The organism is Lentilactobacillus hilgardii (genome assembly GCF_009832765.1).
Classification (GTDB): Bacteria; Bacillota; Bacilli; order Lactobacillales; family Lactobacillaceae; genus Lentilactobacillus; species Lentilactobacillus hilgardii.
In genome coordinates this window covers 1,777,957-1,797,390 of record NZ_CP047121.1, presented here as the reverse complement: position 1 = coordinate 1,797,390, position 19,434 = coordinate 1,777,957, and the positions used below count along the sequence as shown (strand labels likewise).

Annotated in this window: 24 protein-coding genes, 1 tRNA gene and 1 other annotated feature; of the genes, 22 read left to right on the top strand and 3 right to left on the bottom strand. The window is 37.6% G+C overall.

The annotated features are described in order from the left end of the window. Nucleotides 1–107 precede the first annotated feature (107 nt). Nucleotides 108–419: a HesB/YadR/YfhF family protein gene (locus GQR93_RS08415; protein WP_003554308.1), complete on the top strand. Its 312-nt coding sequence runs from the start codon at nt 108–110 to the stop codon at nt 417–419. A gap of 68 nt (nt 420–487) precedes the next feature. Here the strand turns inward: GQR93_RS08415 and GQR93_RS08410 are convergent, their stop codons facing one another. Continuing rightward, the gene (locus GQR93_RS08410) at nt 488–3,118 is read right to left on the bottom strand and encodes a YfhO family protein (protein WP_003554306.1); all 2,631 of its coding nucleotides are present in this window, start codon (nt 3,116–3,118) and stop codon (nt 488–490) included. Nucleotides 3,119–3,245: 127 nt separating this feature from the next. Between GQR93_RS08410 and GQR93_RS08405 the strand changes: the two genes are divergently transcribed. From GQR93_RS08405 to GQR93_RS08375, 7 genes are all read left to right on the top strand, one after another. Then, the gene (locus tag GQR93_RS08405) at nt 3,246–5,303 is read left to right on the top strand and encodes a peptidoglycan D,D-transpeptidase FtsI family protein (RefSeq protein WP_003554304.1); all 2,058 of its coding nucleotides are present in this window, start codon (nt 3,246–3,248) and stop codon (nt 5,301–5,303) included. Between the two features lie 116 nt (nt 5,304–5,419). After that, nucleotides 5,420–5,569: a 50S ribosomal protein L33 gene (gene rpmG / locus GQR93_RS08400; RefSeq protein WP_003554303.1), complete on the top strand. Its 150-nt coding sequence runs from the start codon at nt 5,420–5,422 to the stop codon at nt 5,567–5,569. A gap of 201 nt (nt 5,570–5,770) precedes the next feature. After that, a complete protein-coding gene (locus GQR93_RS08395; protein WP_003554300.1) occupies nt 5,771–6,319 on the top strand; it encodes a 5-formyltetrahydrofolate cyclo-ligase in 549 nt (182 codons plus the stop codon). A 22-nt stretch (nt 6,320–6,341) separates the two neighbouring features. Further along, nucleotides 6,342–7,004: a rhomboid family intramembrane serine protease gene (locus GQR93_RS08390; protein ID WP_050757974.1), complete on the top strand. Its 663-nt coding sequence runs from the start codon at nt 6,342–6,344 to the stop codon at nt 7,002–7,004. A gap of 46 nt (nt 7,005–7,050) precedes the next feature. Then, nucleotides 7,051–7,275 carry a YqgQ family protein gene (locus GQR93_RS08385; protein ID WP_003554296.1) on the top strand — a complete coding sequence of 75 codons (225 nt, stop codon included), beginning with the start codon at nt 7,051–7,053 and terminating at the stop codon, nt 7,273–7,275. After that, on the top strand, nt 7,244–8,245 hold the full coding sequence (locus tag GQR93_RS08380) for an ROK family glucokinase (RefSeq protein ID WP_003554293.1): 1,002 nt from the start codon (nt 7,244–7,246) through the stop codon (nt 8,243–8,245). The genes GQR93_RS08385 and GQR93_RS08380 overlap by 32 nt, the downstream gene beginning before the upstream one ends. Before the next feature lie 42 nt (nt 8,246–8,287). Continuing rightward, complete coding sequence (locus GQR93_RS08375; protein WP_003554291.1) at nt 8,288–8,707, top strand: rhodanese-like domain-containing protein; 420 nt, start codon at nt 8,288–8,290, stop codon at nt 8,705–8,707. Between the two features lie 94 nt (nt 8,708–8,801). Here the strand turns inward: GQR93_RS08375 and GQR93_RS08370 are convergent, their stop codons facing one another. Continuing rightward, the gene (locus tag GQR93_RS08370; protein ID WP_003554289.1) at nt 8,802–8,978 is read right to left on the bottom strand and encodes a DUF3042 family protein; all 177 of its coding nucleotides are present in this window, start codon (nt 8,976–8,978) and stop codon (nt 8,802–8,804) included. Nucleotides 8,979–9,084: 106 nt separating this feature from the next. Here GQR93_RS08370 and GQR93_RS08365 point away from each other — a divergent pair, with 106 nt between their 5' ends. From GQR93_RS08365 to GQR93_RS08330, 8 genes are all read left to right on the top strand, one after another. Then, entirely contained in the window at nt 9,085–9,831 is a 747-nt protein-coding gene (locus GQR93_RS08365; RefSeq protein ID WP_003554286.1) for a glycerophosphodiester phosphodiesterase family protein, read from the top strand. After that, nucleotides 9,828–10,751, top strand: coding sequence for a tRNA (adenosine(37)-N6)-dimethylallyltransferase MiaA (miaA, locus tag GQR93_RS08360; protein WP_003554284.1), 924 nt, complete (start codon nt 9,828–9,830; stop codon nt 10,749–10,751). The genes GQR93_RS08365 and miaA overlap by 4 nt, the downstream gene beginning before the upstream one ends. 86 nt (nt 10,752–10,837) lie before the next feature. After that, nucleotides 10,838–11,239, top strand: coding sequence for a MerR family transcriptional regulator (locus tag GQR93_RS08355; RefSeq protein WP_003554282.1), 402 nt, complete (start codon nt 10,838–10,840; stop codon nt 11,237–11,239). Between the two features lie 14 nt (nt 11,240–11,253). After that, nucleotides 11,254–12,597 (top strand): type I glutamate--ammonia ligase, encoded by a 1,344-nt coding sequence (glnA, locus tag GQR93_RS08350; protein WP_003554279.1) that lies wholly within the window; start codon nt 11,254–11,256, stop codon nt 12,595–12,597. Between the two features lie 187 nt (nt 12,598–12,784). Continuing rightward, entirely contained in the window at nt 12,785–13,666 is an 882-nt protein-coding gene (locus tag GQR93_RS08345; RefSeq protein WP_003554278.1) for a hypothetical protein, read from the top strand. Beyond that, the gene (locus GQR93_RS08340) at nt 13,656–14,594 is read left to right on the top strand and encodes a hypothetical protein (protein WP_003554277.1); all 939 of its coding nucleotides are present in this window, start codon (nt 13,656–13,658) and stop codon (nt 14,592–14,594) included. The genes GQR93_RS08345 and GQR93_RS08340 overlap by 11 nt, the downstream gene beginning before the upstream one ends. A gap of 150 nt (nt 14,595–14,744) precedes the next feature. Next, nucleotides 14,745–15,284: a dUTPase gene (locus GQR93_RS08335; RefSeq protein ID WP_003554275.1), complete on the top strand. Its 540-nt coding sequence runs from the start codon at nt 14,745–14,747 to the stop codon at nt 15,282–15,284. Between the two features lie 281 nt (nt 15,285–15,565). Next, nucleotides 15,566–15,823, top strand: a complete 258-nt coding sequence (locus GQR93_RS08330) for a hypothetical protein (protein WP_040472732.1) — start codon at nt 15,566–15,568, stop codon at nt 15,821–15,823. Nucleotides 15,824–16,097: 274 nt separating this feature from the next. On the opposite strand, the gene GQR93_RS08325 is transcribed toward GQR93_RS08330, so the two are convergent. Then, a tRNA-Arg gene (locus tag GQR93_RS08325) sits at nt 16,098–16,171 on the bottom strand. 445 nt (nt 16,172–16,616) lie between these two features. Beyond that, nucleotides 16,617–16,693: a sequence feature (ribosomal protein L21 leader region), on the top strand. 17 nt (nt 16,694–16,710) lie between these two features. On the opposite strand from GQR93_RS08325, the gene rplU reads away from it, so the two are divergent. The 6 genes from rplU to nusB all read left to right on the top strand — a co-directional run bounded on the left by rplU (nt 16,711) and on the right by nusB (nt 19,366). Next, nucleotides 16,711–17,019: a 50S ribosomal protein L21 gene (gene rplU / locus GQR93_RS08320; protein ID WP_003554270.1), complete on the top strand. Its 309-nt coding sequence runs from the start codon at nt 16,711–16,713 to the stop codon at nt 17,017–17,019. A gap of 26 nt (nt 17,020–17,045) precedes the next feature. Beyond that, nucleotides 17,046–17,381, top strand: a complete 336-nt coding sequence (locus GQR93_RS08315) for a ribosomal-processing cysteine protease Prp (protein ID WP_003554268.1) — start codon at nt 17,046–17,048, stop codon at nt 17,379–17,381. Between the two features lie 22 nt (nt 17,382–17,403). Continuing rightward, the gene (gene rpmA, locus GQR93_RS08310) at nt 17,404–17,697 is read left to right on the top strand and encodes a 50S ribosomal protein L27 (RefSeq protein WP_003554266.1); all 294 of its coding nucleotides are present in this window, start codon (nt 17,404–17,406) and stop codon (nt 17,695–17,697) included. 230 nt (nt 17,698–17,927) lie between these two features. After that, nucleotides 17,928–18,488 (top strand): elongation factor P, encoded by a 561-nt coding sequence (gene efp / locus GQR93_RS08305; protein ID WP_003554264.1) that lies wholly within the window; start codon nt 17,928–17,930, stop codon nt 18,486–18,488. Between the two features lie 30 nt (nt 18,489–18,518). Then, nucleotides 18,519–18,953, top strand: coding sequence for an Asp23/Gls24 family envelope stress response protein (locus tag GQR93_RS08300; protein ID WP_159298742.1), 435 nt, complete (start codon nt 18,519–18,521; stop codon nt 18,951–18,953). After that, nucleotides 18,953–19,366 carry a transcription antitermination factor NusB gene (gene nusB / locus GQR93_RS08295; RefSeq protein WP_003554260.1) on the top strand — a complete coding sequence of 138 codons (414 nt, stop codon included), beginning with the start codon at nt 18,953–18,955 and terminating at the stop codon, nt 19,364–19,366. Before GQR93_RS08300 ends, nusB begins: the two co-directional genes overlap by 1 nt. Nucleotides 19,367–19,434: the final 68 nt, after the last annotated feature.

The window sequence follows — 19,434 nt, the reverse complement described above, 5'->3', positions numbered from 1 at the left end:
GAAATACTTAACCGGGTGCCTTTTGCTCTTTCTTTGTTAATTTCACAAACGATGATATAATGTGTTGTAAGCGAATTCAGAGAAAATCTATAAGGAGTGTGCGATTAATGAAACTTGAGATTACCGATGCTGCAAGTAAATGGTTCCATGATGAAATGGGATTATCTGATGGTAATGGCGTTCGATTCTATGGAAAGGTTTATGGCAAGACTCCCGTACACGATGGCTTCTCATTAGCGATTACCCGTGATGATAATCCTGAAGAGGTTTATACGGAAACTGATAAAGATGGCATCAAATATTTTGTGGATGCTGGCGATGAATGGTTCTTTAAGGGCTATGATTTAGGAGTCGACTTTGATCCGAAGAAGGATCCTGAGAATGTCACTTATTCTTATACACCCAATGGTGAATTATAATTTTAATAAAGTTAAGGAGCTAATACCGATTTTGATTGACGGTATTAGCTCCTTTAGTTTTACTTTACTTAAATAACTTTTTTCTTCTTGTTATAGTAATATTCCCCTACGATTAAACATACGCCAATCAAAGAGATGGTTACACCAATGCCCAGCCCTTGTGGCCAATAGGTAAACGTTACATGATGGGTTCCCTTTGAGACTGGTACGTAGATAAACATTTTAGCCCATTTCTTTGGGGTCACCGAATGGTTATCTACTTTTACATGCCATCCCTTCGAATAAGGAATAGTTGTTGTGAGGGCTTGTTGCTTTGCTTTAACGTTAACAGTGCCAGTAAATTTATGATTACTCCATCTGTCGATTTTATAAGGTGATTTTTTTAGATCTTTTGCAAAGTTGGCAATCTTTTGATCATTTACTTTGTAAAGTTTAACATCTTGTAACCAAACATCATTTGCGTTTGCATAGAATTTAACGTTAATCGTGTCATTTGCAGTACCACCAGTGGCAATATTTGCGACTACGGTTTTTTTAGCGGGCCTAAACTGAACCAGACTATTACCATTAACCAACACTGATAACTGCGTGTTTGAGATGTTTGGCCCCATTGTCATGTAATATGAAGTGTTCTTTTCGATTGGCACCTTAATTGTTACGTAAGACTGTTCCATCATATTTTTCTTTCGAAGGACGGCATTATCCAAGTCCAAAACCGGATAAATATTATGATATGAAACGTTGGTATAGCTTGCTGACTTGAAGAGGTCGCCGATTTTAGGATCGAGTTGCTGAGCCAATTGGTTTTGATATGTGATCGGATTATTTGGAACAACAGTCGTTTTTAGACTGTTTTCGGGTGATACGAAGCCTAGAGGAAGAGCATATGGATTCTTGTAGGTATTTGTTAACTTTGTTTGAGAAGTCAGGTCGTATTTACTCAAATCCGGTTTGCTTGTGAGCGTGCTTAAAAATTGAGGCATCGTTTTTTGGCTTGTTTTTATTGTAACCGGACGTTCATTCATCCAATACTTCATGGATAAAAGCGAATCGGTAAACATTGTGCCATTTGAATAGAATACGTAGGCATCTCCATTAGGTTGGCCGATATTTCCAAAGAAATTTGAAGTTGCCGATTCCAATGTCGAAGAGAAAATAGAACCACCGTTAAAGCCGGCCGTTAGGGCATCATTTTTGGTCCTGGAGAAGGTTTCTCCCGTTCGATAAAAACCCTTGTCTGATTGTTTAATTTTATCCACAAGTGGTCTGGTAATAGAGGCGAATTTTGTGTAATCACTATTATTTAAGTACGAAATATTATTAAGCGAGTTGACAAAGTTTAGGCTCATTTCACCGGTCATTAAAATAGCCATTGCGATTGAAAGCAGTATATTTTTGCGATATAAACCATAAAAGACGATTAATCCGATGCTCAAGATTAAATAAATCCATCCCCAAACATAGTTTTCTGGTTTTAAGTATTCAAATGATTTTATTTTTGTACCAATGTAAATCATGCCAATTAAAATAATCAGTGTACTGCCAATAAAAGTTTTCCAATGAAGACCATTGGTCAAAATGTCTTTAAAAGCTTCAAAAGCGGTTAAAATCATCCAGAATGAAAAAATAAATGAAAATCTATATGGGTACCAAACCGGCAACTGCATGCCGTGCCAGAAAAGATCGAGTGGCTGGAAACACATCGAAAGCACAAAAAAGACAGTTAGGGCAAAGCTGGCGATTCTAAGCCGTCCCTTAATTGTTGGTGAAAGGTAGTAATAAGCAAACAAAATGATGATGATGCTGGCAACAAAAATATTGGCGGTACCGTTTGGCAGTTGTTTAAAATCAAATGAACCATTTATAAATTTGCCGAGAATATCAAGCGGATTATATTCGAAACGCACTCGAAATTCATTTTTTGAATAATTGGTTTTGCTCGTCAATAAAGAGAAAAAAGTTGGAATTAGGATCCAAGCTGATAAAATCCCACTAATTAGTGAGGCTTTGATCCATCTATAGAATATTTTTCCATATGAATAAGAAGTAGGTAAAGCCCTTGCGATACCGAAAACCACCATATATGCGCTCACAAATATGGCAACCATCCAGCCCATGTAGTAGTTAATAACAAGCATGGCTGTAAAACTGATTATGTACAGTTTAGTTGATTGGTGCTTGAGGATATTATCAATTCCAAGAAAAATGATTGGAAGCAAAATGGCCGCATCTATCCAAAGCATATTTAATTGGTTGGCAACCATCCAGCCCATTAATGCGTATGAAACTGAAAAGCCAATGACAGGCCAGTCGGTTGCTTGATATTTTTTTTGAAGAAAATAACCGAAACTTAAGCCAGCCAATCCATATTTCAAAATTGTCATAAGTGCTAAAACACTTGGCAACATTGAAATAGGGAATAGTAAAATCAACAGATTGACCGGGCTCATCAGATAATAACTCCAAGTTCCGAACATATCGCCGCCCAGTCCCTTTGCGAAGGAATACAAAATACCGCTGGGATTATGGAGTAACGTATCTCGGTAGTGAGCAAAAAAATCAATGTATTGCTGCCCCATATCAACTGTCAATATTGAGGAATTACCAAACGGTGCAAAATGTCTGAAGATAAAGTACCCAACTGTGACAATGATTGGAATCAAAAAGCACAGTATTAAAGGATAACGCTTTGATTTCATTTTTGAACTTCCTTTTCTCAAAAAAATAAATGTCAACGTTTAGAATATCATAAGAAGTTAAAGATTGGCCAACAGTTCTAGTTTTTGTAATAGAAATTTGATAGAATTGAATTCATGGCAAGGAGTAATGACTTTGAAAATCTTTAAAAAACGAAATAAGAAGAGCAAGAAAACTAAGGCAGCGTCATTGCCTTTTAGAATTAACATTATTTTTATTGTTGTTGGTATTTTATTTATTGCATTATTAACCCAGCTGGCTTATCTTCAGGTCATGTACGGCTCGAAATTTAAGGCAGAGGTTAATCGATCAGATACGTCCGTCGTTTCTGGAAACGTTCAGCGAGGGATGATTTATGATTCGACCGGTAAGGTATTGGTTGGAAATTCAGCACATCAGGCCATTATTTACACTAAGGGCGTTAATGAAATGTCCAGTGATCTATACCAGACGGCTACGAAGCTTTCTCAGTACGTTAAAGTTTCTAAGAGCAGTCTAACAAAGCGTCAATTGGCCGATTACTATTTGGCTAATACTAATCGTTTAACTGCTGTAGAGAAGAGATTAGGTGGTCTTGATAGCTATAGTGAAGATGCAAAGTACAATAAGGCACTTGAGTACGTGGAAAAGATTCCAAATTCAAGATTTAGTCAAGCAACCAAAAATGCGGCCGAAATCTTTGCAAAAATGAGTGGTGCGTATCAACTGTCAACGGTTAACATTAAGGATGATAATGTTTCCGAAACTGAAATTGCGCAAGTCGGTGAGCATTTGTCTGAAATGCCCGGTGTCAATGTTGGAACCAGCTGGAGCCGTAATTATCCTAACGGCAAGGCAATTCAAGGTCTTGCAGGAACAGTTTCAAATGAAAAGACCGGTTTGCCAAGTGATCGGGTAAATGAGTTACTGGCTGAAGGATACTCTAGAAATGACAGTGTTGGCCAAAGTTACTTGGAACGTCAATATGAGCCTGTTTTGCGTGGTACCAAATCACAAACTCAGGTTGTTTTGAACAGTGATAATGAGATTAAGAAGGAAATTAAAAAATACGGTGGTCAAAAGGGTGATAACCTTCAATTAACCATTAATGCCAAGTTCCAGAAGACCCTTCAATCTTTGGTTCGCTCAGCTGAACAGGGTGCCGGCGGTAACTCAACCGGTACGTATGCAGTTGTAATGGATCCTAACAACGGTGCAGTTATTGGGATGGCTGGTGTAGATCGTAATCCAAAGACTTCTAAAATCACTGACAATGTTCTTGGAAATATTAACAGCTCGATCGTTATGGGGTCAGTCGTTAAGGGTGCAATGGTCTCCGGTGCTTTAATGGATGGCGTCATTACACCGACTAACAGTGTTCTGACAGACCAACCAATTACAACCGGAGGCGTGAAAAAATCTTCATGGTTTAATCATAACGGGGGGTCAAATATTTCTGTTGATGCCAGTGGGGCATTGGAAGTTTCATCAAACTCGTATATGATGCAATTGGCCATGAAAGAGGCTCGTTTCAAGTATGTTGAAGGTGGTGCTTTAACTATGAACCCATCAATTTTTAGCAAACTTAGAGGTTACTTTAATGAGTTTGGGTTAGGGGTTGATACCGGTATCGATATTCCTGGAGAGTCAACTGGACTAAAGGGTGCCAGTGGGCGACAACACATCGGAAGTGCCCTTGATGAGGCCTTTGGTAACTATGATGCCTATACAACGATGCAGGTTGCTCAGTACATGTCGACCATTGCTAATGGCGGCTATCGGATTGCACCGCATGTTGTTCAATCAATTCGCGGGACCAACAAAAATGGAAGTTTGGGTGCTGTGAAGGCAACTGTGATGCCAAAAGTTCTCAATCATATTGATATGACAAGTGCGCAGCGTGCGGTTGTTAAGCGTGGCCTTTATGACGTTGTTCATGGAACAAACACCTATAAGACCGGTGGAGAATTGGATACAATCAAACCGGAAATCTCTGCTAAGACCGGTACAGCTCAGACCTTCTACAATGGTAATGAAACAGTTACACTTAGTTTAGCTTCTTATGCGCCATCTACTCATCCCCAGGTTGTTGTTGCTTTGGCTATGCCTAATTTAGGCGTAAACGCCGAAAGCAATAACATGCAGTTGGCAAAGAGGATTTATGCGGCATATTGGAAAGAGGTTCAGTCAACGTCGACTGTTAAGTAAAAATACTTAACATTTATCAATTTAATCCTAGTAATTTATAAAGATTGATGATAAAATATTCAGAGTTGATGCTATTAGACTAGCTATAAAAAGAAAAAGTTTGGAGGTCCTATTCCATGCGAGTACACATTACATTGGAATGTACTGAATGCCACGAACGTACTTACTTATCAAGCAAAAACCGTCGAAACAATCCTGACCGTTTGGAGCTTAAAAAGTATTGCCCACGTGAACGCAAAGTGACATTACATCGAGAAACAAAATAACAGCGTCAAGTTGTAAATTGAATGATGCGGAATTTCGATTTAATTATTTTTGAGTAGTTAAAACAGTCGAAGGCCTATCCGCATTCATTTTACAACGATGCAACCTAAACAGAAGAGGCCGGAAACAAACTGTAATCAGTTTGTCCAGTCTCTTTTTTCTCGTAACACACGATAGTTAAGTCAATTAAAGTAGGTTGGAGAATGCAAAATAAAGCAAAAATGAATCTGCGAAAACAGCAATTGCAAAAGATAAATCACTTTTTACAATGTAAAAATGCTGATACGCTTCTTAAACAACTATATCAACAGCTTTTTACTGATCCAGATTATTTAAAGGCTGAAACAATCGGAATTACATTAAGCATGGATGGCGAAGTTCCCACCCAAAAAGTGATTGACTTTGCATTGTCGAATGGCAAAAAAGTCGTGGTTCCACGAACGCTTCCACACCGTCAAATGGAATTTGTGTTATTCGATGATTCAACACAGTTGGCAATCACAAAGTTTGGGACCAGGGAACCAATAGGTGGATCTGTGGTATCTAAATCCGCAATTGATATCCTCGTTGTTCCTGGGCTGGCATTTTCTCGTAATCACTATCGGGTTGGCTTTGGTGGTGGTTATTATGACCGCTTTCTTACTGATTTTCATGGCCTTTCCATTTCAATTGCAACACCGCCTCAATTTTTTGATGAACCAATTTGGCCAATTGAATCCTTTGATATAAAGATTGATAAAATTATCCATTAATGGAAAGGGAGAGATTAGTTTTATGGGCAGATTACGAGATAAACCGTATATGACTTATGCCTTACTCGGAATAATGGTACTTGTTTATTTACTGATGACTATTTCCGGAGGAACCGAAAACGTCGCCAATTTAGTTCGGTTTGGCGCTAAATACAATCCACTTATCCGTGCTGGTGAATATTGGCGGCTACTGACACCCATTTTCATCCATATCGGTTTTACACACATCTTAATGAACGGGATTACTTTATATTTTATAGGCCAATACGTAGAGACGTTATTTGGCCATTGGCGATTTTTATTAATCTTTTTGGCTTCTGGAATTGCAGGTAACTTAGCAAGTTTTGCTTTCAGTCCAAGTTTATCTGCCGGTGCAAGTACCTCTATTTTTGGGTTGTTTGGTGCTTTTATGATGCTTGGCGAAAGCTTTTCCAGAAACCAAGCTATTGTGTCGATGGCTAGAACGTTTCTTTTATTTATTGTCTTAAATATCGCAACGGATATTTTTGTATCCGGGATTGATATTGCCGGTCATTTAGGTGGTTTGGTAGGCGGCTTTTTAATTGCGTATGTTTCTGGCGTTACTTTTGGAAAAGTCAGCTTGGTAAAGCGGATTGTGGCTGGTATCACGCTGGTTGTGATTATTATTGCAATGTTTATAATGGGCATGCGTAGTAGTTTTTAGGATAAATTTCTAAAATTGAAAGAAATTTAGCTGAGGATGTGAGATAATGAAAACGCTGTATGATGTTCAGCAGTTACTGAAAAAATTCAACATATATGTATATGTTGGCAAACGGTTGTGGGACATAGAGGTGATGGCATTGGAGCTTGATCACTTGCATAAGGCGCACTTAATTAGCCATGATGACTTTATCCATGCCAAACTCATTTTGACTCATGAACACCGTATTGAAGAAAAACATGAAAGCAGGGGGACTTATCTTGGCAAGTAAGAGACTAATTGGAATTGATCTTGGAGGAACCACCACAAAGTTCGCATTTATTGACGAGGACGGGAATATTCTCACAAAATGGAGTATTCCGACAGATATTAGCGATAGTGGCAACAAGATTGTTCCAAATATGATTAAATCAATTGCCGATCAAATGAGAAGAGAAGATTATAATACTGATGATTTTATCGGTATTGGAATGGGGACGCCAGGTGCTGTCAATCGTGAAAAAGGGACAGTCGTCGGTGCATTCAACCTTGGCTGGGATCAAGTACAACAAGTTGGTCCGACAATTACTGAAGGATTGGGATTACCCATTGCAATTGATAATGACGCCAATTCCGCTGCATTAGGTGAGTATTGGAAAGGTGCCGGCGATAAGGCTGACGATGTTGTTTTCGTGACGCTTGGAACCGGCGTTGGCGGCGGTGTTGTCACCAACGGTAAACTTGTTCATGGTATTAATAACGGTGCCGGCGAAATTGGGCATATTTGTGTCCAAAAGAACGGATTCTTATGTACTTGTGGTAAACGTGGTTGTCTGGAACAGTACGCTTCTGCAACTGGCGTTGTGAAGGTAGCTAAGAGTTTGGCAAAGCGGTTTACTGGTAAATCACGCATTAAAGAACTGATTGAAGGTCAAGAAGAATTAACGTCGAAGATGGTTTTCTTCTTGGCGGACAATGGTGATATTTTGGCCAATCAAATTGTCAATGAAGTTTGTTCTTACCTCGGATTGGCTTTATCCCATGTTGGAAACACACTGAATCCTGAAAATATTATTATTGGTGGTGGTGTTTCAAATGCCGGAAATACGTTATTGCAACCAACAACACGTTATTTCCAAGAAAATGCGTTTAAATCGGTTCGTGATTCAACCAAATTAAAATTAGCACAGTTGGGCAATGATGCTGGTGTTATTGGAGCAGCATCATTGGCTTTAAAATTTAAAAATGATAAAGCTATGTAGATAGCTAAATCCTTGAAATAAAAATAAAAGTTTGAAAGAGAGATGCTGAAATTGATTGTTGGGGCGTTGAATGCAAATGGTTGGATGTCAATTATTTTAATCGTTATTTTGTTGGGGTGGCTTATCTACACGCTAGTCCAAAACTATCGTGTGAAACAAGCAGCCAAGTATCTGACAAATAAGGATTTTCAATCAGGTATGCGTAAGGCACAAGTAGTCGATTTGCGTGAGCCGAAAACCTTTAAGGATGGCCATATTCTTGGTGCACGAAACGTTCCATATTCAACAATGCGGAACTTTTATCAACAACTTCGTCCAGATTTACCGGTTTACCTGTATGATCAAGGTAAAACAGTCAGTAAACGTGCCGCTCTTTTTTTGAGAAAAAAGGGGTATCAGAATATTTTTATTTTAAAAACCGGCTATCAAAACTGGGATGGTAAGGAAAAAAAGAGTCATTAAGCTAACGTGAAACTAAAATAAAAGGCCGGACACAAAAGTAAAACTTCTTTTGTTCCGGCCTTTTTACGTTAATGTTATTAAATTAGGTTAATTTTTATCCGTGATGAGCTGCTCGACTTTTGCGCATAGCCCGTTTACGGTTATTTTCAAATTTTTGTTCTTGATCTTCAATAGGATCAACAACAGATTTCTTAAATGTTAGTAATGCGCCTAAACCAGCGGCAACGGTTCCTAAAACACCAACGATCAAACCATTAGTAAAATGTTTCATTACAATCCCTCCCAAAAATTCTTTTATAGTTTCATTATGCGTTATTTACAGAAAGATTTCTAGTTAATTGATTGTTTTAAATATAAATTAAGGAGCTTAATTTGTGATGCAGATTGATACCAAAATAATTGCTCATCGTGGCAGTCGGGGAACCCGTCCCGAAAACACCCTCGTTTCGTTTCAAACTGCAATTAATGAGGGAGCAGAGGGAATTGAAACCGATGTTCATTTTTCCAAGGACAAGCAGTTCATTATTATGCATGACGAAACAGTTGATCGAACGACCAATGGAACGGGTTTGATTATGGATAAAACACTGGGAGAAATTAAAAAATTGGACGCAGGTATTAGATTTAGTGAGGAGTTCAGGGGAACCCAGGTACCAACACTTCAAGAAGTGGTCAATATGTTAATGAAAATAAATTTTACTGGGATTTTTAATTTGGAATTAAAAACCAATAAAATTCATTATCCTGGTTTGGAGCGGGCGGTTTACGAATATTTTGCAGCGTTGCCTTATCCGTTTCAATTAATCTATTCCAGCTTTAATGGCAAGTCACTGGAAATTTTGAATAAGATCGACCCAAAAGCATATGAAGCCAGACTCTTTAAAACGGCAGCCAAGCAGGCAAAAACATTAAAACGCAGTAAAGTGGTTGAAGATTTTCATCCTGACATTAGATGGATTAAACAACACCCTTTCTATGCGTCTGCGCGGCATTTAAGACCATGGGTAGTAAACTCTACTGAAGACATGCAATATTGCTTTGAGCGGAATATGGCGGCCATTATTACCGATTATCCGGGAAGGGCTGTTCAATTGCGCTCAGAAATGCGAGGTGGCTTGATTTGAAAAAAGTTTTGGCAATTGTAGGGCCGACAGCAGTTGGTAAAACTGCTATGTCGATAAAGTTAGCGAAAATGTTTCGAGGTGAAGTTATTTCTGGGGATTCTATGCAGGTATACCGAAATCTTAACATTGGCACTGCTAAGATCACTGAGGAAGAAAAGGAAGGGGTCGTTCACCACCTCATTGACGTTAGAGATATTGATCAACGATTTTCAGTTGCAGATTTTGTGAGTGAAGCAACCAAGTTAATTAACGAAATATCCATAGCGGGGAATTTGCCGATTATTGTGGGCGGAACCGGTTTTTATTTGCAGGCATTGCTAGATGGTCTTGATCTTGGTGGGGATCGGTTTGAAAATGACACGCTACGCCAGCAGCTTCTTGATCAGGCTAAGGAACATGGGAACGCGGCTTTGCATGAACAACTTGAGCGTGTGGACCCACAAGCTGCAAAAAAAATTCCGGCAAACAATCTTCGCCGCGTCATTCGGGCTTTAGAAGTGTATATCAAAACCGGCAATCGTTTTTCAGATCAGGAGAATCAACCTAATCAATATGATTCGTTGATTATTGGTTTGACAACTGACAGAAAAAAATTGTACGACAGAATTAACCATCGCGTTGATTTGATGATGACACAAGGATTGCTTAAAGAAGCAGACTATCTCTATAAAAATGGTGGCGACAAGCTTCAAGCCGGAAAGGGAATTGGGTACCATGAATTTTATGATTATTTTAAAAACCAAATCAGTTTAACTGAGGCGGTTGACCTTGTAAAGAAAGATTCCCGTCATTATGCTAAACGTCAGTTGACGTGGTTTCGAAATAAAACAAAGCCAAACTGGTACGATGTTTTAGACTTCCCTGACGATGTCAAACGACTAGAAGCAGATGTTGGAAACTGGCTTGAAAATAGGGATTGAAAAAATGATGTCACAAAACATGACATTTGCCCTTGACTTTGTTTGTGGGAATGGTATTATGATTACAAGAATTTAGGAGGTGAAACATGCGAGAGAAGGAACTACGGCGTTCAATGTCAGTTTTGCCCATCGGAACCGTAATGAAACTTACCGACCTGACTGCGCGGCAAATCCGATATTATGAGCAGCAAGATTTAATTAAACCTGTTCGTAATGAAGGTAACAGGCGGATGTATTCGCTTAATGATGTCGACAGGCTTCTCGAAATCAAAGATTACCTGGATGATGGTCTGAACATTTCTGGGATTAAAGAGGTTTATAAGAAGCAAGAACAACTCGAAGATGAACGGAAAAAGAATTTACAAAAGGGTCTCACTGATAGTGATGTCAGGAAAATTCTGCAAGATGAATTTATGAATATCGGTGGGCTGAAGCCGCCTTCTTCGACGTTTGACAATCCAAATAATTTCCACAAATTTAATGAGTGATAGGAGCGTTATAAATGGCCACGAGACACAATTATTCAAAAGATGATATTCGCAAGATTGTAAAGGATGAAGATGTTAAGTTTCTTCGTCTGATGTTCACTGATTTATTCGGAACAATTAAGAATGTTGAAGTTCCAATCGGTCAACTGGATAAATTATTGGATAACAAGTTGATGTTTGATGGTTCTTCAATTGAAGGATTTGTTCGAATTGAAGAAAGTGACATGTATTTGCATCCTGATTTGTCAACTTGGATGATCTTCCCATGGAGTACTGATCGCGGTAAAATTGCCCGTGTGATCTGTGAAGTTTATACTCCAGATGGTGAACCGTTCGCAGCTGATCCTCGAAATAACCTGATTCGTGTTCTTGCCGACATGAAGAAGGCAGGTTTTACAGCGTTCAATATTGGACCTGAACCAGAGTTTTTCTTATTCAAGATGAATGAAAATGGTGATCCTACATTACATTTGAATGATAAGGGAAGTTACTTCGACATGGCACCGATGGATCTTGGTGAAAATTGTCGTCGTGAAATTGTACTTACTCTTGAAGAAATGGGCTTTGATGTTGAAGCTGCCCATCATGAAGTTGCACCTGGTCAGCATGAAATTGACTTCAAGTATGCTGATGCATTGACGGCTGCTGATAATATCCAAACCTTTAAACTGGTTGTTAAGACTGTTGCTCGTAAATATGGTTTATACGCAACTTTCATGCCAAAACCATTAAGCGGTATCAATGGTTCTGGTATGCATATCAACATGTCACTCTTTAATGATTCTGGAAACACCTTCTTTGATAAGGATGGTGAATTGGAATTATCACAAGAAGCCTATTATTTTCTTGGCGGTCTCTTAAAGCACGCTCGTTCCTTTACTGCCGTATGTAACCCAATCGTTAATTCATACAAACGATTGGTACCAGGATTTGAAGCACCTGTTTATGTTGCTTGGTCCGGTTCAAACCGTTCACCTCTTATTCGAATTCCAAGCGCTCGTGGCAATTCAACTCGTCTTGAACTGCGAAGCGTTGATCCGGCTGCTAACCCATATTTGGCAATTGCAACTGTTTTGGAAGCTGGCCTTGATGGTTTAAGAAATCAAATTGAACCTGAACACAGTGTTGACCGAAATATTTACCGAATGAATGCTGATGAGTTACAAAAGAGCCATATTCAAAACTTGCCAGACACTTTGCATAACGCATTGAAAGATCTTTCTGCTGATGAAGTGATGAAAGGTGCACTTGGCGAACGTCTCTATAACAGTTTCATCGAAGCTAAGAATCTTGAATACGATTCATATCGAACTCAAGTTTCAGAGTGGGAACGCGATCAATATCTTGAAAAGTATTAGTTAATAAATGATATTGTCGAAAAATAACCTGTTAATTTAGTCTCAGAAGTATGCTGAATGCATATTTCTGGGACTTTTTATCTCAAAATTATAAATTATTACGAAATAATTACGTTTGGTCTTTATTTATCTACATTTTTCAGATAACATTGATTATATAAATAACGGGGAAAAACGAGGCTATATTATGGAAAGACAAATGGAAACGGATCAATTCAGTCAAAATGATACGCTACTCTCCTCTGCATTGAATGAGAAGATGCAGTATCTAAACGATTTAAATGATTCTGTTAAAAATGGTGATGATTTACAAATTTACCAATTAATGGATCCAAACCGCTATGCAAATGAATTGGCGACAGAAGAGACTGAGGAATCTCAAACGGACCATTTTGGTCTAGCGTCAGATTTAACTGCTCAGTTGAGTCATCATTTGAGTAATAAGCTGATTGATTATTTGGGGGCTACATATCCATTCTTTTATTATCATGAGTACGAATTAGGCAAATTTCACATTTATTTTGGGAATTGGTGGGATCATCGTATGTTTGGTGAACTTGATCCAATTAATGTTCGTTTTAATTTTGACGACAACGAATATCAAATGTTATCGAAATCATTTCAACTTGAAGCTGAGAACCGTCGCGTGAATGACGATACAATGCAAAAATTGGGTGATGAGAATGAAAGAATCACTAAATTAATAGGCGAACAAGATCAACGTGATAAACGCAAGGAAGAGATTCGGGAACAGTTAAAAGAGAACCAAGAAAAATCACCGATGCCTTGGGAAGCAGGAAAAGTAAAAGAGGAACGACAACGTTTAAATGATGAAATGTTAAAACTGACTCAAATTGATGAGGAAGCAACAGGCGGTCGTCCAACAATTAAAGAAAACGAAAACAAAATTTTAGCATTATCGAAGGAAGAGACTATTTTGTCTTTGGAAAAGCAAAATATTAGAGCAACCTTTGGAAGCTTCGATGCCTTCATTGAAAATAATAATAATCTTTACACAAAATACCTCCAAAGTCTTTCTAAGGAATCGCAGGTGAGTGATGGTGAGTAATGAAACAGAAGAAAAAACAATTACCACAAACGAGTTACTGGCAAACTATAGTGATTCCGTACAAAACGGGTTGGATAATGGCTCTAAATATTTACAAGCCTTTCATACGCTGAGTGAAACCACTGACGGTCAGAGTTTATTATCGGCGGCCGTTTCGCTAACGAATTTTAAGTTGAATTCAGATTTTGTAACCTTTCCACATCAGTTTTCTGATGAGGATGTGCAGCTTATTTTCTTTGAGCGGCTGCTTTCATTATCTGGAATTGAAAATAATTTTCGGATTAGTAATCCCCAAAGAGTTCAAAAGCTTCTATGTAAATTCGATTCACTGGGTGATCAAACATTTACATTTACAAAATCGACTAAAAATTCGGATGGCTTCTTTTTCGGACCAACTTTGAATAATCGCCCACTTTTTTATTTAAATTTAAAAAATAAAGAATTAATGTTTCATGGTGCTTCTTTAATTGAGTATTTTGTTGTTGACTTGGATGGACTCGAAATTGATGCCATTAAAAATGCACTGGAATTACTAACAAAGGCTGCAGCTATTCTCAAAGAAAATTTTGGCTTTAAGATTGACTTTAATGTTTTGGACGGTGTTAATGGTGAATTCTATCAGTTTGCTGCCGGTACATTGTCTGAGGATGTCATGGATGAGCTTTTTGTTAAATCAGCAGAGAATCATTTTGTGTTAATGGCTGAAGATAATGGTGGTGCTTCATTAACTTTGGGAAATGGTACTAAGATGACTGTGTATGATGCAAATCAAAATGGTAATCGACCAAAATGGGGTGCGACTATTCGTGATGACCAACAAAATGAAAATTGGTTATATTTATTGTTAGACTATCCATTTATCAAAAAATGGTATTTAAATAACCAAAAACAACTCGAAATTTTATCTAATCAATTTATTTTTGGGTAGATTATTTAAAAAATCAAGTGTGTTCTTGGGCGAATGAAAAGTTGTAAAATTCATTTAAACTCAATAATTCAAATGTGATCAATTCTGATTTGCATTTGGATTATTTATTTAAAAGCGACATGATTAATTAAGAATACAAGAGGTGTCAATATGGATCTGCAGGCATTAGTTTCTTCATCAGTTTATTTAAATCGTCAAATTGAACAAAAAAAGCAGATTTTCTGGTCTAACGAAGCCCGGTTAAAAAATGCCTTTGTTTCATTAGATGTTGAATTGGCAGAAATGGCTAATACATCGGAATGGTTTAAAGTTTGGAAAACGCATCGTGGAAAGAGTGATGCGGGCAAGACGCCTCGGGAAACGCTTCTTTATGAATATGTAGATGCACTGGATTTCTTTCTTCTTATTTCGAATCTTAAAAACTGGAACCACTTTGTTCTTAAGTCGCAGGATGATTTTGAGAAGATCAAGCATTTAAAAAAAGAAGATAACCTTGATAAACAGTATCTTGCAATGAAGCGCATGTTGTTTGATGCTTATTTTAATCACAGTGGAGACAGTTTCAATCATTCTTGGCGACTTTTTCTAAAATTTGGTTTAGTTGATTTTGGTTATACTGAACAAGAGATTCAAGATGCTTTTAATGATAAAAATAAGATTAATTTAAAACGACAGGATAATAATTATTAAAAAGTGTAATTGACTTTTCAATTTGATTGGTATCTTATGGAGTTTACTATTTTCTATTGAAGAAGTGATTATTAGCAAGCAGCAGGATTTTGATATCACTGGCCATTCAGTCGAGAGTCATTTTTTATTGGGAAAGTTAAATGGACGCTGTGAACGTTGGTGATATAGGGACGGGTAAGATAATTTAAACTAACTTAAACTGATTTTAAGGTCCGTTTAACCTATTTTTGGCATACTGTGATCGTACTAATAAATTTAAACAAATTAGGAAGGGATTCCAAATGAAAAAATTATTAGATGACACAAAATTGATTAAAAATGTTGTGGCGGCCCAGTTAACAAAAGTTTTCTTCCCATACATCATTGTAAAAACTGAAAATCAGAAGTATTGGAAACTCAATTTATCAAAGAAGGAGAGCCAAGACCCACTATTCTGGGAATCGATGGAAAAAATATTACAGGAAAAGATTTGGATTCCGGTTGGTCGGAAATATCATCAGATGCTAGATAATGGTTGGGAACTTAGTTCTAAGTCATAAGATTAAAAAGTTTGCTTCAGATTAGATTGAAGCAGACTTTTTGCATATTTATTTCTTTGGCATATAGGACCTATCACTCTTCCTTAAAATAATACGAGGAACTATCAATATGCCGGCAGGCACTCATTTCTTTGGCGATACTATATTGCAAATGATTTTGAAGAGCCAAAATGAAATGGTTTTATAGTGTAAAAAAAGCTTCTCAAATCGAAGATTACCAACGATTTGAGAAGCTTTCGTCTTAACCGACTACATTGGTTAAGACCTGTATTACTGTCGCAAGAGAGATTCGAACTCTCGACCTACGGTTTAGAAGACCGTTGCTCTATCCAGCTGAGCTATTGCGACAAATCAACAATAACCATTATAGGAAATATGATGGAACTAGTCAATGCGAAATTGGGTTAATTTGTTACTTCCGGAATTAATTACGTTTTTCTTAAGAAAGTTTATTTTTCATTAAATGAAAATGCCTCTCATGCAAAATATTTGAAAAGTTTGCGCTTCAGCTGGATAATTATACTAAGCAGTATTGATATTGCTTATATATTAGGAGGTGGAAGTTGTGGGATTCGTTCTTTTTATTGTTTTAATTTTCGCAATTTGTGGACTTATTCAGTATTTTATCGGTTCTCCAACATCCATGAAAGAGAATGCAAAGCATTTGGCTCAGCGTAAATAGCCATAAATTAAAGCAACCGCGGTGTCGGTTGTTTTTTTATTATTTCACCTAACAATTAATTTGACGAACGCATCTCATTTATGTATACTTAGAACGTTGTAATTGTGGCTTCCACAGCTACAACCGCTCGGTTCAAGCTATAAGACCCCTTTATGGGGCGCTTCGTTTCGGCGAGTCTAAGCAAAACTATAAGGAGGTGCACAATATGTACGCAGTTATTACTACAGGCGGTAAGCAATACAAGGTTTCAGAAGGTGACGCTATTTACGTTGAAAAATTAGACGCAAATGAAGGCGATAAGGTTACTTTTGACCAAGTTGTTATGGTCGGCGGTGATTCAGTTAAGTTTGGTACGCCAACAGTTGATGGCGCATCAGTAACTGGCACTGTTGAAAAACAAGGTCGTCAAAAGAAGATTATTATCTTCCGTTACAAACCAAAGAAGGGCTCACGTTCTAAAAAGGGTCATCGTCAACCATATACTAAGGTTGTTATCGATTCTATCAAGGCTTAATTTACGAATGATGAGGTACTGATAAGATGATTAAGGCTACTATCCACCATTATAAAGGGCATGTGTCAGGGATCACGATCACTGGGCATGCAGATGCTGGTGAATATGGACAAGATATCGTTTGCTCAGCAGTTTCGGTTCTTAGCATCACTACAGTTAATGGCTTACAAGAAGTTGTGGGCTTGGATGTTAATGTCGACAGTGATGAGAAAAACGGTGGTTACTTATCGGTTGAAATACCAGTTATTGCTAATTCAACCAAACAAATTCAATCTGATGCCATTTTGAAGACGTTTGAGAATGGGATGGCTGACATCGCAACGAGCTATAGTAAATATATTAAGTTGAACGTAGAAAACTAAACTTTAATCTGGAGGTGTAGATATGCTTGCAATGAACTTACAATTCTTCTCTCACCATAAAGGTGGTGGATCAACTGCCAACGGTCGTAACTCAGCTGGTCGTCGTTTAGGCGCTAAGGCTGCTGATGGTTCTTCAGTTCACAGTGGTTCAATCCTTTATCGTCAACGCGGAACTCACATTTACCCAGGCGCTAATGTTAGTCGTGGTAACGATGATACATTATTTGCATTGGTAGACGGTGTTGTTCGCTTTGAACGTAAAGGTCGCGACAAGCGTCAAGTTTCAGTTTACCCAGTTACTGAAGCTGCTAAGTAATTTTATTAACAACTAACTTTGATGAAGAGGGCCTATTGGTCCTTTTTTTATGCTTTTTGATTGTTATAATTTTTAAGACCCTACTTGTTTCACGAAAAATTGGCTATTTAGGATCAAAATATTATATAATCAAGTTATGCTACTTTACAATAAGGCTGTTTGAAGTTTTAAAAATCAACAATTTATTGATTTTAAGCTGACAAACATGTACTTTTAGGAGGAACTATTTAATGGCAATTTCTACTGCTGATTTTAAAAATGGATTAACCATCGAAGTTGATGGCGCAATTTGGCGTATTTTGAGTTTTCAACATGTAAAACCCGGCAAAGGTGGCGCATTTGTTCGTTCTAAATTAAAGAATCTTAGAACTGGTGCTGTTCAAGAAAAGACATTCAGATCTGGGGCCAAAATGGAACAAGCTCAAATTGATCAACGTAAAATGCAATATCTTTACGCTGATGGTGATATGCATGTCTTTATGGACATGGATACTTATGATCAAATTTCTATTCCAGCTGCCCAAATTAAATCTGAACTAAACTATCTTCAAGAAAACATGGAAGTTAATGTCATTCAATATGGCAACGAAACGCTTGGTGTTGACCTGCCTAATACGGTTACTCTTGAGGTTGCCTCAACTGAACCTGGAATTAAGGGTGACACTGCTTCAGGTGGTTCAAAACCTGCCACAATGACAACAGGCTTAACACTTCAAGTACCATTTTTTGTTAACCAAGGTGATAAATTAGTGATTAACACAACTGATGGTACTTACATTTCACGAGCATAACTTTTTTAGAACAGAAACGGAGGCTTTAGAATGGCTGAAGACACTAACATTATTCTTCGTGCGAATAATCCCGAACTAGGTAAGATTGAACTTGCCACGAATGTTTTGGAAATCATTGCGGGAATTGCTGCCTCACAGGTCGATGGGGTTAATCGAATGAGGGGGTCTTTCTCGTCCAGTGTTAATGAACTATTTTCACGCAAAAAAGAGCATGGAAAAGGTGTTAAACTGACGTATCAAAATGAAGAATTAAGTTTTGACATTTATGTTTATTTAAATTACGGAGTTTCTGTTCCCAAAGTTGCTCTTGAAATTCAAGAACAAGTTGAACAACAGGCATTTTTTATGACCGGATTACAGGTTCATGAAGTTAACGTTCATGTGCAAGGCGTTATTCCGGAAAAAACAACTAGTTCTGTTGATCCAAATAACCCCTTTGCGGACGAAGAGAATGGTGAGGCATAGTGGAATTAACACGACACCAAATTCGCGAAATCGCGTTTCAAACTTTATTTGCGCTAAATGCGAATAAACAAACAAACAAGGAAAATTTCTTTGAAGTTCTAACTGATGGCAAGTATGGTGATGAGTATCCGAAATATCTGGATGAATTGACTACTGGCGTAGTGGATCACAAAGAAGAACTTGACAACTTAATTGAGAAGTATTTAAAAAGTGGCTGGTCAATTAATCGGATCGCTAAAACTGATCTGATTATTTTGGAGATTGCCCTTTATGAAATGCTGCATGTTGATGATCTCCCTGCAAAAGTTTCTATAAACGAAGCGATTGAACTGGCTAAGAAGTATAGCGATGATCGTTCAAGAAAATTTGTTAATGGGATTTTGTCACATGCTCTCGAAGAACTGGTAAAATAGATTTACATGAATGTAAATCTATTTTTTTCTTTACATTCATGATTACAAAAAAGACTTTTGACATAATC

Bases quoted from the DNA above. Each gene is read 5' to 3' on its own strand.
- GQR93_RS08315 (WP_003554268.1), top strand. From the start codon at position 17,046: ATGATTAAGGCTACTATCCACCATTATAAAGGGCATGTGTCAGGGATC.
- GQR93_RS08330 (WP_040472732.1), top strand. From the start codon at position 15,566: ATGAAAAAATTATTAGATGACACAAAATTGATTAAAAATGTTGTGGCG.
- GQR93_RS08365 (WP_003554286.1), top strand. From the start codon at position 9,085: ATGCAGATTGATACCAAAATAATTGCTCATCGTGGCAGTCGGGGAACC.
- GQR93_RS08355 (WP_003554282.1), top strand. From the start codon at position 10,838: ATGCGAGAGAAGGAACTACGGCGTTCAATGTCAGTTTTGCCCATCGGA.
- GQR93_RS08385 (WP_003554296.1), top strand. From the start codon at position 7,051: ATGAAAACGCTGTATGATGTTCAGCAGTTACTGAAAAAATTCAACATA.
- GQR93_RS08395 (WP_003554300.1), top strand. From the start codon at position 5,771: ATGCAAAATAAAGCAAAAATGAATCTGCGAAAACAGCAATTGCAAAAG.
- GQR93_RS08380 (WP_003554293.1), top strand. From the start codon at position 7,244: ATGAAAGCAGGGGGACTTATCTTGGCAAGTAAGAGACTAATTGGAATT.
- efp (WP_003554264.1), top strand. From the start codon at position 17,928: ATGGCAATTTCTACTGCTGATTTTAAAAATGGATTAACCATCGAAGTT.
- GQR93_RS08415 (WP_003554308.1), top strand. From the start codon at position 108: ATGAAACTTGAGATTACCGATGCTGCAAGTAAATGGTTCCATGATGAA.
- GQR93_RS08405 (WP_003554304.1), top strand. From the start codon at position 3,246: ATGACTTTGAAAATCTTTAAAAAACGAAATAAGAAGAGCAAGAAAACT.
- GQR93_RS08300 (WP_159298742.1), top strand. From the start codon at position 18,519: ATGGCTGAAGACACTAACATTATTCTTCGTGCGAATAATCCCGAACTA.
- rpmA (WP_003554266.1), top strand. From the start codon at position 17,404: ATGCTTGCAATGAACTTACAATTCTTCTCTCACCATAAAGGTGGTGGA.
- rplU (WP_003554270.1), top strand. From the start codon at position 16,711: ATGTACGCAGTTATTACTACAGGCGGTAAGCAATACAAGGTTTCAGAA.
- glnA (WP_003554279.1), top strand. From the start codon at position 11,254: ATGGCCACGAGACACAATTATTCAAAAGATGATATTCGCAAGATTGTA.
- GQR93_RS08410 (WP_003554306.1), bottom strand. From the start codon at position 3,118: ATGAAATCAAAGCGTTATCCTTTAATACTGTGCTTTTTGATTCCAATC.
- GQR93_RS08375 (WP_003554291.1), top strand. From the start codon at position 8,288: ATGCTGAAATTGATTGTTGGGGCGTTGAATGCAAATGGTTGGATGTCA.
- GQR93_RS08370 (WP_003554289.1), bottom strand. From the start codon at position 8,978: ATGAAACATTTTACTAATGGTTTGATCGTTGGTGTTTTAGGAACCGTT.
- GQR93_RS08390 (WP_050757974.1), top strand. From the start codon at position 6,342: ATGGGCAGATTACGAGATAAACCGTATATGACTTATGCCTTACTCGGA.
- GQR93_RS08345 (WP_003554278.1), top strand. From the start codon at position 12,785: ATGGAAAGACAAATGGAAACGGATCAATTCAGTCAAAATGATACGCTA.
- rpmG (WP_003554303.1), top strand. From the start codon at position 5,420: ATGCGAGTACACATTACATTGGAATGTACTGAATGCCACGAACGTACT.
- GQR93_RS08340 (WP_003554277.1), top strand. From the start codon at position 13,656: ATGGTGAGTAATGAAACAGAAGAAAAAACAATTACCACAAACGAGTTA.
- GQR93_RS08335 (WP_003554275.1), top strand. From the start codon at position 14,745: ATGGATCTGCAGGCATTAGTTTCTTCATCAGTTTATTTAAATCGTCAA.